The following is a 12,802-nucleotide window of genomic DNA, read 5'->3' on the forward strand; positions in this document are numbered from 1 at the left end:
ACCGCGAGCGCGGCGACGGGATGCAGATCTCCGCCGGCGGCCTGCAGGAGACGACGAACGGCGTGAAGTACAACTGCCTCGCGCACAACACGATCCGCGGCGCGGCCGGTGCCTCGGTCCTCAACGGCGAACTGCTCGTCGAAGAGGGCTGGGTATAGAACCCACCTTTTTATTCGGGGGTCCTCGGCGCTTCGCCGCCTCGAACCCCCGACAAAAACCTGGAGGGAAAAACGCCGCTCGGCTCGCTCCGCTCGCCTCGCGGTACTAATTCTTATACCGCACTTCTCCTAGTAGCGACCGCGACGCCCCTCCTCGGCTATACTGTCCGCAGGTCGTCGGTCGCGCGCCACCGGATCGCCGCGGCGGCGACCTCGTCGGCCCGTCGAACGATCTCGGCCTCGATCGTCGCCGGTTCGACGTTCGTCCGGCTCGTGTGCGAGAGAACGATATGGGCGAGTTCGACGGGCAGGCCGACCCCGGCGACGACGTAGACGCCGTAATAGGGGTGACCGAGGAGGTCGTAGACGGGCGTGTCGTCCATTCCGTCGAACTCCGCCAGCTTGCTCACGTCGTGGACGAGCGCGCCCGCGACGACGACGTCGAGGTCCAGATCGAGCCGGTCGCCCCGCCGCTCGGTGAGTAGCTCCGCGAGGGCGAGCGCGCCGGCTGTCACGTCGCGCACGTGGCCGACGAGCGTCTCGTCCTCGATGCCCAACTCCCGCTGCGTCGGCGGCAGCCACGGCACCGCGGCGAGGTCGTCGACGCCCTGTTCAGCCATCGCGGTCGTCCACGCCTCGACGACGCCCGAACGCAGGTCGTCGTCCGCGATCGCGTCCAGTTCCGGGAAGACGGCCCGGACGGATTCCTCGCTCATACCGGCGCTACGCGCGGGTCAGAGACGAGCGTTTCGAAGTGCTGTGCGGGGGTCGAAACTTGGGTGCTGACCGCGGGCCGGCTCACAGCTCCCGCACTTCGTTGAGCAGTTCCTCGTAGTCGGGTTCGTTCGTCGGGTCCTCCGAGATCCAGTCGTACGCGACGATGCCGTCCTCGTCGACGATGAACACCGCGCGGTTCGCGACCCCGAAGAGCCCGAGTTCGTCGATGTCGATCTCCAGTCCGTACTTGTCGATCGCGCTGCGTGCCATATCGCTGAGCAGGCCGAACTCGATGCCGTGCTCCTCGCGGAAGGCGTTCTGCGAGAACGCCGAGTCCGCGCTCACGCCGTAGACGGCCGCGCCCGCGGCCTCGAAGTCGGCGAGGTGTTCCTGCAGGGCGACCATCTCGTTCGTACACGGCGGGGTGTACGCTCCGGGGAAGAAGGCGAGGACGATCGGGCCGTCGCCCAACGCGTCGTCGAACTCGAACTTCGAGAGGTCGCCGTCCGCGAGCGTCGCGCGGAAGTTCGGTGCTTCGTCGCCGATGGTCGGTGATCCCGTCATTGCAGCCAGAGAGTTCGGTCGCCACCGACCAAAAGGTGGTGGGTGCAATGCTATCGTGGGTCATCCTCGCGACAGCCGTCGGCGGCCGACACCAGCGAGGGTGGCGAGAGAGCACCGAGGACGAAAACAGGTGAACGAAGGCCTCAGTTCCCCTTCGCGCCGGGGTTCGTCACCGCCCCGTTGGCGGCGGAGCCGAAGTCGTTGCCGTACTTCGCCAGCACGCCGGAGGTGTACTGCGGTTCGGACGGTTCCCAGTCCTCGCGGCGGGCCTCGAGTTCGGACTCCGAGAGGTCGACGGAGAGTTCGCGCTCGGGGATGTCGACCGTGATCTCGTCGCCGTCCTCAACGAGACCGATCGCGCCGCCGACGGCGGCCTCGGGGGCGACGTGGCCGACCATCGGGCCGCGGGTGGCACCGGAGAAGCGGCCGTCAGTCAGGAGCGCGACGTCGTCCTCGTGGCCCTGTCCGACGACGGCCGCGGTGACGCCGAGCATCTCGCGCATCCCGGGGCCGCCCTGCGGCCCCTCGTTTCTGATGACGATGACGTCGCCCGATTCGAGGTTGCCCTCCTGGACGTAGCGCATCGCCTCCTCCTCGCCCTCGAAGACGCGCGCGGGACCTTGGTGGTGGAACTTGTCGTCGCCGGTGACCTTCAGCACCGCGCCGTCCGGAGCGAGGTTCCCGGTGAGGATCTTGATCGCGCCCTCCTCCTGGTAGGGGTCGTCGACCGTGTAGATGAAGTCGCCGGTGATCTCCTCGTCGGCGGGCAGGTCCAGTTCCGCCAGTTCCTCTTCGATCGTCCGACCGGTGACCGTCATCGCGTCGCCGTGGAACAGGCCGGCGTCGAGGAGGCGGCGGATCACGACCGGGACGCCGCCCTCCTCGTGGAGGTCGTTCATCGTCTTCGTCCCGCCGGGCTGGAGGTTCGCGATCTTCGGCGTTTTCTTGGAGATCTCGTCGAACTCCTCGATGGAGAGGTCGATGCCCGCCTCGGCGGCCAGCGCGAGCAGGTGGAGGACGGCGTTGGTCGAGCCGCCGATCGCGACCTGCAGCGCGATGGCGTTCTCGAAGGACTTCTTCGAGAGGATGTCGGAGGGGCGGATTTCGTTCGCCACGGCGTTGAGGACGGCCTCGCCGGAGCGGCGGGCGACGTCGTAGCGCTCGGGCGACTCCGCGGGCGCGTCGGCGGTTCCGAGCGGGGCCATCCCGAGCGCCTCGGAGATGGAGGCCATCGTGTTCGCGGTGAACATCCCGCCGCAGGAGCCCGCGCCGGGGCAGGCGTGGCGCTCGAGGTCGTCGAGTTCCTCGGCGCTCATCTCGCCCTCGGCGTAGGTGCCGACGCCCTCGAAGACGTTCTGGATGGTGACGTCGCGTCCCTCGTGCTGGCCGGGCATGATCGACCCGCCGTAGAGGAACACCGAGGGGAGGTCCGTCCTGATCGAGGCCATCATCATGCCCGGGAGGTTCTTGTCACAGCCGGCGACGGTCACGAGCGCGTCCATCCGCTCGCCGAAGGCGACGAGTTCGACGGAGTCGGCGATGACCTCCCGGGAGATCAGCGACGCCTTCATCCCCTCGGTGCCCATCGAGATGGCGTCGGAGATCGTTATCGTGCCGAACTCGATCGGCATCCCGCCGGCCTCGTCGATGCCCTCGATGGCGGCGTCGGCGACGTCGTCGAGGTGGACGTTACACGGCGTGATGTCCGCCGCGGGGTTGGCGACGCCGACCATCGGGGAGCCGAGGTCCTCGTCGTCGAAACCCATCGCGCGGAACATCGCGCGGTGCGGCGCTTTGTCCGGCCCCTCGGTGACGTCGTTGCTGGGGAGATCCGGGTCCTTCCCGTGAGAGAACGGCTCCTCGTCGCCGTCTTCTCGATCGCGTGGTTCCTGCTGGCTCATATCTGAGACGTAGTCGCAGCGGCATTAAAAGGCCACGCATAGCCGCACTGCGAACTGTTTCGACGGCGGCGGCGCGAGAGTTTATGTACGAACGGGCGGCCAGCGACTGCGTGCGCTGACTCGAACCCCGCGTGGGTCGCGGTTGCTCGGCACGCCGACGTGGGTTGATCGGCCGCTCGTGCGGAACGCACGGCGGCGAACGGGTGCCGACTATCCGCCATCCGCCGGTATCGAGAGCAATTGCCCGGCCGAACGTACGCCGGTATCGACCCGTCCGCACTCACCTGTTACCCCGTTCTCACTCTTCGGACCGCGTCGCTAGACCGGCCAAGTGCGGCGCTTCGGGGACGATGATCTCCTCGCTACCCAGTCGTGCGGCGTTCTCGCTGCCGGGCAGGCAGAACACCGGGACGCCTTGGACGACCCCGGCGGTCGCGCGCGTCCCGACCACGCGGGTTCCGATCTCGTCCTCGGAGTACCGCCTGAACAACTCGCCGAAACCCGGGAGCGTCTTCTCGAAGAGGTCGCCGACCGCCTCGACGGTCACGTCGTCGGGCGTGACGCCCGTCCCGCCGGTCGTGACCACCACCTCGACGTCGTCGCGCTCGACGACTTGGTTGATCTGCGACTGGAGCGTGTCGTAGTCGTCGGGGAGGACCTCTCGGACGGCGATCTCGTGGTCTGCCGCCTCGAACGCCGACGCGATGACGTCGCCCGCGGGGTCCTCCTCGAGCGACCGCGACGTCGAGATCGTGAAGACCGCCGCGCTCAGCGAGCGGACGTCGTGAGCGTGGTGCTCGTCGTGCGCGTGACGATGGCCGTCGTCATCGTGGCCGTGATCGTCGTGACTGTGTCCGTGGTCGTGCTCGTGGTCCCGGTGGTCGTCTGCGGTGTGCTCGTCGCTCATATCTGACCCGAGCAGTTCCGCGGACAAAGATCCACTCCATCGACACCCGCGTGAGAGTATCTCACAGGCCGAAAAGAGAGCCCGGAGCCGCAGAGTGCTGACGCAGAAAACTGATGGAGCGACGTCGAAACGCCGCTCAGTTGTCGCCCGACTTCGACTGCCACTCGTAGCTGCGGCGCTTCGCGGACTTGCCGAAGCCGCACGAGGAGCACTGCTTCTTCTTCACGTGGTAGGATTTCTCGCCGCAGCGGCGGCACTTGACGTGCGTCGTCTTGTTCTTCTTTCCTTGACTGGGGGTGCCTGCGCCCGTCATGTTTGTATCGTGACGACGTTGTCGCCGCGTATAATCGTTGTGTCTTCGACCGCCGTGGCGTCGAGTTCGCCCGCGGCGTTCTCGGCGTCTCCGGACGGTTCGAGGACCGCGTTCATATGCTGGTCGTACCCGGAAAGCGTCCCGTAGTACGCGGTGCCGTCCTTCAACGTGACCGTGACGACGTCTTCGAGTGCGGCTTCGAGAACGTCGAGGGGTCGTCCGCTCATACCCCAAGCGCCTCCCGTTTTAGTATTAAATGTGCCGGACCGACGTTGGCGTTCGATGCGTCACCGTCGGCGACTGAGCGACGTCTGTGCGGACGAATCGAGAAAAATACGCTCGTGATGTGCGGTAAAATTAAATATCCGCTGGCGAGTTATCCAGCGTATGTCTTCCCGTACGAACGTGCACGGTACGTCCGTCGAGCACGTTATCTCGTCGGCCCTCCAAACCGCGACGGCGACGGTGTACGTCGTCGATCCCACTCCGGCCGTCGTCGAATCGCTCGTCAGCGTCGGCTCCGAGGCCGCGGACCGTCCGCCGATCCGACTGATCGCCGACGAACAGCTTCTGAAAGGTGTTTTCGAGGACTTTCCGACCGCGACCGACGCGGCCGACCTCGTCGCGAGCGGCGCACTCGAACTCCGCGTCACCGACCACCGACCCGAGAACACGCTCGTCGTGACCGGCGAGTCGGTTCTCGCGGTCGTCACGGCCGGCGATCACGTCGCCGGACTGGGAACCGAGGAATCCTCGTTCGTCGAGAGCGCGAGCGCGACTTACCGGGACGCCTTCGATGCGGCCGAGGAGTACACCCTCCGGACGCCGGCCATCTCGGAGGTCCGCGAGTCGCTCGAAAGCGAGTTCGACGCTGCCGTCCGCGCTGATTTCGACGTGGTCCTCGAATCGCTCCGATCCCGACGCCCCGCGAGTGCCGACCTCGACGAGGTGGAGATCAGCCTGTTGGTCGCCGCGCGGAACGAACTGCTCCTGTACGACATCTCGCGGTGGGGCGAGGACGTCGGCATCGCGAGCAAGGCAACGTTCTCTCGGACGAAGACCGAACTCGAGGACGCGGGCGTGATCGAGACGGAGAAAGTCCCCATCGACGTCGGTCGCCCGCGGCTCCGACTGCGACTCGGCGACGAACGGCTCACGAGGGCCGACTCGACCGATCTCGCCGCCGTCGCCGGTGAGGTCCTGGGCCGCGGCGGCGAGTAGTTCCCCCGCGCTGAACTGCTCGCACAACGTGTAACATATCGGACTAGCTGTGGCAACGTCGCGGGTTCGACGTCGGTATCGCGGTCGAATCGAGGGATGGCAGCGGCAAAGTAAACACACTTATTGGATGGACGAACGCGGTAACTCGTATGGACGACAGCCACGTCCGTGACGTCGACCCAGCCGTCGCAGACGCGCTCTCCGGCGAAGTACAGCGCCAGCAGGACACGCTGGCGATGATCGCGAGCGAGAACCACGCGAGCCGCGCGGTGCTCGAAGCGCAGGGCAGCGCGCTCACGAACAAGTACGCCGAGGGATACCCGGGAGAACGGTACTACGCGGGCTGTGAGTACGCCGACGCCGTCGAGGAACTGGCGATCGAGCGGGCCAAGGAACTGTGGGGTGCGGCACACGTCAACGTCCAACCCCACTCGGGTTCGCAGGCGAATATGGGCGTGTACCTGGCCGTGCTCGACCCCGGCGACAAGATCCTCTCGCTGGATCTCACCCACGGCGGGCACCTCAGCCACGGGCACCCCGCGAACTTCGCGGGCCAGACCTACGAGGTCGAACAGTACGAAGTGGACGCGGAAACGGGGTACGTCGACTACGACGGCCTCGAAGACCTCGCGGAGTCGTTCGACCCCGACATCATCGTCTCGGGCTACTCCGCGTACCCGCGGGAGGTCGAGTGGGAACGCGTCCAAGAGATCGCCGAGGCCGCCGACGCCTACCACCTCGCGGACATCGCCCACATCACCGGTCTCGTCGCCGCGGGCGTCCACTCCTCGCCCGTCGGCGTCGCCGACTTCGTGACGGGATCGACGCACAAGACGATCCGCGCCGGCCGCGGCGGGATCATCATGTGCGAAGAGGAGCACGCCGACGCCATCGACAAGGCGGTCTTCCCGGGCGCGCAGGGCGGCCCCCTGATGCACAACATCGCGGGCAAGGCGGTCGGCTTCGGCGAGGCGCTCTCCGAGGAGTTCGAGGCGTACGCCGAACAGACCGTCGAGAACGCGAAGGCGCTCGCGGACCGACTCGAAGAGCACGGGCTCAGTCTGGTCTCCGGCGGCACCGACAACCACCTGGTGCTCGCCGACCTGCGCCCGTCGCATCCGGACACGACCGGCAAGGACGTCGAAGCGGCGCTCGAGACGGCCGGCATCGTGATGAACGCGAACACCGTCCCGGGCGAGACCCGATCGGCGTTCGACCCCAGCGGCATCCGCCTCGGCACCCCCGCGATCACGACGCGCGGGTTCGACGAGGAGGCCACCCGCGAGGTCGCAGACCTCATCGTCCGCGTGATCGACGACTACGACGACGAAAGCGTCGTCGAGGACGTCGCCGAGCGCGTCGACGAACTCACCGACGAGTACACTCTGTACGAATAGGCGAACCGCCGGAGAGCGGTACCTGCGACTGGATCTTCGGACGCGATGCCCTCTCGAACGCGCGGGCAAACCCACACGTTTCAAGTGTGCTACCGACTCCCGTTAGGGTAGCGTATGACGGAGATTATCGACGGGAACGAGGTCGCTTCCGACATCCGAAACGGCCTGCTCGACGGCATCGACACGCTGACAGACGCCGGGACGACGCCGTGTCTCGCGACCGTCCTGATGAACGAGGACCCCGCGAGCGCGACGTACGTCTCGATGAAGCACAAAGACTGCGAGGAGGTCGGCATCGCCACGCGCGACATCGAACTCGATCCCGAGACGCCCGCAGAAGAGCTGTTCGACACCATCGACGAGCTGAACGCGGACCCCGAGGTCCACGGCATCCTCGTTCAGATGCCGCTGCCGGACCACGTCGACGAGCGGGAGGTCCTCCGCCGCATCGACCCCGCCAAGGACGTCGACGGCTTCCACCCCGAGAACGTCGGCCGCCTCGTCGCCGGAAACGCGCGGTACAAACCCTGCACGCCGCACGGCGTCCAGAAGCTTCTGGCGGCCGCCGACGTCGAAACCGAGGGCGCAGACGCCGTCGTCGTCGGTCGCTCGAACATCGTCGGCAAGCCGATGGCGAACCTCCTGATCCAGAAGGCCGAGGGCGGCAACGCGACGGTCACGGTCTGTCACTCGCGGACGGACGACCTCGCGGAGAAGACCCGAAACGCGGACATCGTCGTCGCGGCCGCGGGCGTCCCGGAGATGATCACCGGCGAGATGATCACCGAGGGGACGGTCGTGATCGACGTCGGCATCAACCGCGTCGAGACCGACGAGGGCTCGGAACTCGTGGGTGACGTCGACTACGAAAGCGTCGAGCCGAAGGCCAGCGCGATCACGCCCGTCCCGGGCGGCGTCGGCCCGATGACGCGCGCGATGCTGCTCTGGAACACCGTCAAGGCCGCCGGCGACGTCGCCGGCATCGACGTCGATCTCCCGTAGAATCGGAACCGAATCTTCCGGCGGCGACGCCACCACGACGCGGGTCTCTCAGCGGCCGAACCTCGGACCGGACGGGCCGTCCGGCCCGCTCGGGCCGCCGCCGGCGATCTCCGTGTACGTCGGTTCGGGTCGCGGCTCGACTTCCTCGCCGTCGACGTACCTGACGAACGAGAGGTACAGTTCGGACCCGCACGGCGCGTCGGCCGCGGGGTCCTCCACGTCGTCGGCGTCGCTCCGTTGCTCCGTCCACCGCACCCGATCGGCGTCCTCGCCGCAGACGAGCCTGATGCCGTCGGCGGTCTCGAAGTCGCCGTCGGGGTCGGCGTACTCCCACCCGACCAGCGGGTACGGCGTCACCGACTTGTCCGCGAGGTAGCCCTCGCGCTCGATCTCGGCGACGGTACCGCAGTGGGGACAGTAGTAGGAGACCGGATAACTCATCGTCCGTATTCGGAGTCGAACGGACTTAACGACCGCGGCGATCGGAACCCGACGCTCGATGTTATATACGATACCGGCACCACCGACGGCGTGCGCTGATCCCAGCCGCGAGACGGGCAGCGGGTGCGCGGTACGTCGTCTCGCGGGCGTCCGGTACCGCCTGTTCGCCCCTACGAATCCGCGTGGACGCGGTCGTCGAGCACCGCTTCTTCGACGTACCGAAAGGCCACGCCCCCTCGCCGGGCCGCTTGCTCGTCACGGATGGAGTCGCCCACGAAGACAGCGTCCTCCGGGGACGCGCCCATCCGTCGGATCGTCTCCAAGAGCGGTTCCGGATCCGGTTTCCGCGTCGGGACCGTGTCGCGACCGACCACGGCGTCGACGTGCGCGGCGATGTCGTGCACGTCGAGGGCGGTCCGACAGGCGCGTTCGCAGTTCAGCGAGCAGACGCCCTCGGCGTCGAACCCCCCGACGGCGTCGGCGTGCGGCAGCCGGTCTGAGCGACGCGCTCCCTCGTCCTCGTGCTCGCCGATGACGGCCTCGACGTCGTCGCGAAGGCCCGACTCGTCGGCGAGTTCGAGCATCTCCCAGAGATCGATCCCGGCGGCGTCGACGCCCGCGGCCTCGAACACGGCGGCGACGTCGCGAGTCACGACGTCCCAGTCGACCTGCAGGTGAACGAGCGTGCCGTCGAGGTCCCAGACGACGGCGTCGAACGCGCTCAGCGGACGCGCCGTCTCGGCGGGCGATACGTCTGTCATCGCAGGCGGTACGCTCGCGAGACGAAAAGAGGCTTCGGCCCGGTGAGCGGACGCCTTCGTGCTCTTCCGTGACGGACTGGACGGCTCCGACCGATCCGGGGGTCGGTACCACGCGGCCTACGCCGATGGGTCCAACTCGCGGATCTCGCCGACGACGTCGTCGGGATCGGCGTCGAGCCCACCGCCCTGCGCGAAGGGCGGCCCACCCCCGCCGCCGCCGCCGAACGTGTCGGTGACGGCGTCGACGACCGATCCGGCGTGCACGTCGCTGTCGGGACCGGCAGCGACGACCACGTAGGGAGCGTCCGAGCCGCCGACGGCGGCGACGACCTCGCTCTCGCCGACGGAGTCCTTCGCGGCCTCTCCGGCGTCGTTCGGATCGACGCCGTCGAGGACGCCGAGTCGCCACACCGTCTCGCCCTTCGTGACGCGATCGAAGTCGTCGAGCGCGTCGCCGACGGCAGCGCGTTCGAGTTCACGGACCCGCTCGCGCAGTTCGTCGCGCTCCTCGCGAACGGATGTGGCCGCCTCCGCGAGGTCGTCGACGCCCGTCTCCAGCGCAGCCGCCGTCTCGCGGAGCGCGCCGTGCTCGTCGGCCCGCCGGTCGATCCCCGTGGGCCCGACGGCGAACTCGACGCGGGTCAGCCCCTCGCCGGGGTTCGATCGATCGAGCACCGTGACCGGCCCGATCTCGCGCGTGTTCGAGACGTGGGTGCCGCCGCAGGCGGCGACGTCCCAGCCGTCGACGTCGACGATTCGAACCGTGTCGGCGTCGCTCATCACGCCCTCCTCGGTCTTGGTGTTGAACGCGACGTCCGCTCGCGCGGTCGCCTCCTCGGTGGGTACCTCCTCCCAGGTCACCTCTCGGGAGTCCCAGACGGTTCGGTTGACGAGCCGTTCGAGTTCGACGAGCGTCTCGTCGTCGATGTCGGTCGAGGTGGTGAAGTCGACGCGGACTTTCGTCTCGGAGATGTCGAACCCGCCGTAGCCGAGGTCCTCGAGGAGCCGACGGCCCGCGCCGTACAGCACGTGACTCGCGGTGTGAGCACGCATACAGTACGTCCGGAAGTCGTCGTCGACGACGCAGGCGACCGTGTCGCCGACGTCGAACTCGGGGGCGGTTTCGAGCGTGTGCCGGACCGCCTCGCCGTCGGTCTGCACGTCCACGACCCGCCGACCGTCGATCGTCCCGCGGTCGGCCGGTTGGCCACCGCTCTCGGCGTAGAAGTACGTGCGTTCGAGCGTCACCGTCCGTCCGTCGACGTCGACGACGTCCGCGTCGAACTCGCGAACCGTCGGCTCCGCCGGGGCGCGTGTCTGCATACTCACGCTGCGGCCGTCGAAGACAAAAATGGTTACAGTTCCGATCCGACGTCCGATCGCCGCCGGCGGCTCGCGGCTTTCCGCTCGGTGCCGATCGATCTCGGCTCGCGCGACCCGAGCGCTACTCGTCGACCAGTTCGATGTCGAACCGCTCTTCGAGCGCCCGGATGAGCGAGCCGCCGACGCCGGCGCGCGTCGCACGCCCTTGCTCGACGGCGTCGACGTCGGACTCCTCGACGTCGAGTTCGGCGGCCAGTTCCTCGATCGTCAGTCCGGCGTCCTGACGCGCGGCCTCGGCCCTGTCGCCGTAGTCGGAGACCAGATACGGGAGCCGGTCCTTCTCGTAGTCGGTGCCTTCCTCCCAGTGGGAGGCGTCGCCCTTCGCTTGGTCGTACACCTTCGCCTGCCGCTGTGCGGCGCGCTTCCGTCGGGACACCGGCTCGTCGCGGCCGTCGCCGTCACCCGAGCTAGCGGACTGCTTCCGCGAGTCGTCGTGCGGCGCGCAGTCCCCGCACACGAGGAGTTCCGCGCCCGCGACGTTCGCCGTGCGGAGATTGCCGGTCGAGCGACCGCAGAGTTCGCAGCTATCGCCGTCGCCGCCGCCACCGCCGCTTCCGGTGGAGTATTTGGGCATATCCCCTACTACCGTCCGGGTCGGTTAAAACGTACCCCAACGCCGCGGCGCAGTCGATCGGTCGCCTTCCGAGACTGGACAAGCCGCGACGTCTCGGTCGAGACGGCGGACAGCGCCGCCGCTCGGGAACGTTGCGTCAGTAGGATTGTGCGTGGGTGCTGTGTCCCCGAAGGGAGTAGCACCTGCATCGAGTGGCGGGTGTGCCGCCGTGCGATGCGTGGGACCGGATTTGAACCGGCGGACCCCTATGGGACAGCGCCCTCAACGCTGCGCCGTTGGCCTGGCTTGGCTACCCACGCTCGCAGTGTCGTATCGTGCAATCTCTGGTAATCCGGGGTAAGTTAAATGAGTTTCCTTTCGACGGCGGTCAGGGTCGCAGTCGGCACCGTTTTCACCGTTCCGTCCGGCCATTAGCGTATGGCTCTGCACGCCCGAGACCGCGTACTCGAACTCACCGCAGCGCTCTCTGCCGTTTCGCTCGCGGCGGTGTTCGCCGCCGTGTTGGGAGCGGTTCCACCGGCCGTGCTACCCGACGCGCCGGCGGCGTTCGTGGGGGCGATCCCGCACGTCAACGCCGTACTCAGCACCGCCGCGCTCGTCACGATCGCGCTCGGGGTCCGCTTCATTCGCCGCGGGGACGTCGACCGGCACCGCGCGATGATGCTCGCGACGGTCGGCCTCTTCGTCGCGTTCTTGGTCCTCTATCTGTACCGCATCGCCCTCGAAGGGCCCGCCACCTTCACCGGGCCAGACGCGATCTATCAGTACCTCTACCTCCCGACGCTCGCGGTGCACATCCTCCTCGCCATCGTCTGCATCCCGCTTCTGTACTACGTGTTGTTGCTCGCGATCACGCGTCCCGTCTCCGCGATCTACGACTCGGCGCACGCCCGCGTGGGGCGCGTCGCCGCCACGTTGTGGTTCGTCTCCTTCGCCCTCGGCGACGTCGTCTACCTGCTGTTGTACGTCCTGTTCTGAGGTGCAGACCGACGAACGAGGCCGAGAGAGGGGCGAACATATTCGTCGGTTTTGATTTAGGCTCGGAAGCCATACTGCCGGTATGGCTCAGTCGCAGACGACACAGCGGGCAGTGCAGACGACGGTCGAGGTCCGGGCGACCGGGCACGTCCGCGACGCGCTGGGGGAGCCGAAGCTCTCCTACACGTTCGAGGGCGACACGCTCCGGGAGTTCGCGGCGGCGTTCTTCGAGGACTACGACGTCCGCGACCTCGTGATCGCCGAGACGGAGTCGGAGTCGACCACCCGCGGGTGGGCCCCCATCGACGCCGACGACGTCCCCGGACACCTCCGGAAGAACCCCGACGGCGAACAGACTCGGGCGTACGCGCGGATCCTCGTCAACGGGCAGTTCAACGAGAACCTCGCTGGCTTCGACACGAAACTGCACGACGGCGACCGCGTGGCTCTCGTGAATCCCTTTATGTTCTGTCTGTGACGTCCGG

At 67.6% G+C, this 12,802-nt stretch carries 15 protein-coding genes, 1 tRNA gene and 1 pseudogene; 6 read left to right on the forward strand and 11 right to left on the reverse strand.

What is annotated here, in order from left to right:
- A pseudogene (locus ACP99_RS20090) lies at positions 1-158 on the forward strand (aspartate-semialdehyde dehydrogenase); the annotation flags it as partial.
- Between the two features lie 158 nt (positions 159-316).
- Here ACP99_RS20090 and ACP99_RS14325 read toward each other — a convergent pair.
- From ACP99_RS14325 to ACP99_RS14350, 6 genes are all read right to left on the reverse strand, one after another.
- Positions 317-874 (reverse strand): HD domain-containing protein, encoded by a 558-nt coding sequence (locus ACP99_RS14325; RefSeq protein ID WP_049987256.1) that lies wholly within the window; start codon positions 872-874, stop codon positions 317-319.
- A gap of 82 nt (positions 875-956) precedes the next feature.
- On the reverse strand, positions 957-1,439 hold the full coding sequence (locus ACP99_RS14330; protein ID WP_049987257.1) for a redoxin domain-containing protein: 483 nt from the start codon (positions 1,437-1,439) through the stop codon (positions 957-959).
- Positions 1,440-1,582: 143 nt separating this feature from the next.
- Positions 1,583-3,340: a dihydroxy-acid dehydratase gene (gene ilvD / locus ACP99_RS14335; RefSeq protein WP_049987258.1), complete on the reverse strand. Its 1,758-nt coding sequence runs from the start codon at positions 3,338-3,340 to the stop codon at positions 1,583-1,585.
- A gap of 298 nt (positions 3,341-3,638) precedes the next feature.
- Entirely contained in the window at positions 3,639-4,247 is a 609-nt protein-coding gene (locus ACP99_RS14340) for a MogA/MoaB family molybdenum cofactor biosynthesis protein (RefSeq protein ID WP_049987283.1), read from the reverse strand.
- Between the two features lie 136 nt (positions 4,248-4,383).
- Positions 4,384-4,560, reverse strand: a complete 177-nt coding sequence (locus tag ACP99_RS14345; protein WP_049987259.1) for a 50S ribosomal protein L37e — start codon at positions 4,558-4,560, stop codon at positions 4,384-4,386.
- Positions 4,557-4,787, reverse strand: a complete 231-nt coding sequence (locus tag ACP99_RS14350) for an LSM domain-containing protein (protein WP_049987260.1) — start codon at positions 4,785-4,787, stop codon at positions 4,557-4,559. Before ACP99_RS14350 ends, ACP99_RS14345 begins: the two co-directional genes overlap by 4 nt.
- 160 nt (positions 4,788-4,947) lie before the next feature.
- Here ACP99_RS14350 and tbsP point away from each other — a divergent pair, with 160 nt between their 5' ends.
- The 3 genes from tbsP to folD all read left to right on the forward strand — a co-directional run bounded on the left by tbsP (position 4,948) and on the right by folD (position 8,180).
- Positions 4,948-5,781, forward strand: a complete 834-nt coding sequence (gene tbsP, locus ACP99_RS14355; RefSeq protein WP_049987261.1) for a transcriptional regulator TbsP — start codon at positions 4,948-4,950, stop codon at positions 5,779-5,781.
- Between the two features lie 149 nt (positions 5,782-5,930).
- On the forward strand, positions 5,931-7,178 hold the full coding sequence (glyA, locus tag ACP99_RS14360) for a serine hydroxymethyltransferase (RefSeq protein ID WP_049987262.1): 1,248 nt from the start codon (positions 5,931-5,933) through the stop codon (positions 7,176-7,178).
- A 114-nt stretch (positions 7,179-7,292) separates the two neighbouring features.
- Positions 7,293-8,180: a bifunctional methylenetetrahydrofolate dehydrogenase/methenyltetrahydrofolate cyclohydrolase FolD gene (folD, locus tag ACP99_RS14365; protein WP_049987263.1), complete on the forward strand. Its 888-nt coding sequence runs from the start codon at positions 7,293-7,295 to the stop codon at positions 8,178-8,180.
- Positions 8,181-8,228: 48 nt separating this feature from the next.
- On the opposite strand, the gene ACP99_RS14370 is transcribed toward folD, so the two are convergent.
- The 5 genes from ACP99_RS14370 to ACP99_RS14390 all read right to left on the reverse strand — a co-directional run bounded on the left by ACP99_RS14370 (position 8,229) and on the right by ACP99_RS14390 (position 11,638).
- The gene (locus tag ACP99_RS14370; protein ID WP_049987264.1) at positions 8,229-8,621 is read right to left on the reverse strand and encodes a hypothetical protein; all 393 of its coding nucleotides are present in this window, start codon (positions 8,619-8,621) and stop codon (positions 8,229-8,231) included.
- Positions 8,622-8,791: 170 nt separating this feature from the next.
- Positions 8,792-9,382 (reverse strand): HAD family hydrolase, encoded by a 591-nt coding sequence (locus tag ACP99_RS14375; RefSeq protein ID WP_049987265.1) that lies wholly within the window; start codon positions 9,380-9,382, stop codon positions 8,792-8,794.
- A gap of 117 nt (positions 9,383-9,499) precedes the next feature.
- The gene (locus tag ACP99_RS14380) at positions 9,500-10,705 is read right to left on the reverse strand and encodes a serine-tRNA(Ala) deacylase AlaX (RefSeq protein ID WP_049987266.1); all 1,206 of its coding nucleotides are present in this window, start codon (positions 10,703-10,705) and stop codon (positions 9,500-9,502) included.
- Positions 10,706-10,826: 121 nt separating this feature from the next.
- Entirely contained in the window at positions 10,827-11,339 is a 513-nt protein-coding gene (locus ACP99_RS14385; RefSeq protein ID WP_049987267.1) for a helix-turn-helix domain-containing protein, read from the reverse strand.
- 214 nt (positions 11,340-11,553) lie between these two features.
- Positions 11,554-11,638: transfer RNA gene (locus ACP99_RS14390), tRNA-Leu, on the reverse strand.
- Between the two features lie 118 nt (positions 11,639-11,756).
- Between ACP99_RS14390 and ACP99_RS14395 the strand changes: the two genes are divergently transcribed.
- Together ACP99_RS14395 and ACP99_RS14400 are read left to right on the forward strand one after the other, a co-directional pair.
- Positions 11,757-12,317, forward strand: a complete 561-nt coding sequence (locus ACP99_RS14395) for a DUF420 domain-containing protein (protein WP_049987268.1) — start codon at positions 11,757-11,759, stop codon at positions 12,315-12,317.
- Positions 12,318-12,399: 82 nt separating this feature from the next.
- Positions 12,400-12,795 carry a MoaD/ThiS family protein gene (locus ACP99_RS14400; RefSeq protein WP_049987269.1) on the forward strand — a complete coding sequence of 132 codons (396 nt, stop codon included), beginning with the start codon at positions 12,400-12,402 and terminating at the stop codon, positions 12,793-12,795.
- The last annotated feature ends 7 nt before the right edge of the window (positions 12,796-12,802 follow it).

Source organism: Halobellus rufus (assembly GCF_000739575.1).
Classification (GTDB): Archaea; Halobacteriota; Halobacteria; order Halobacteriales; family Haloferacaceae; genus Haloquadratum; species Haloquadratum rufum.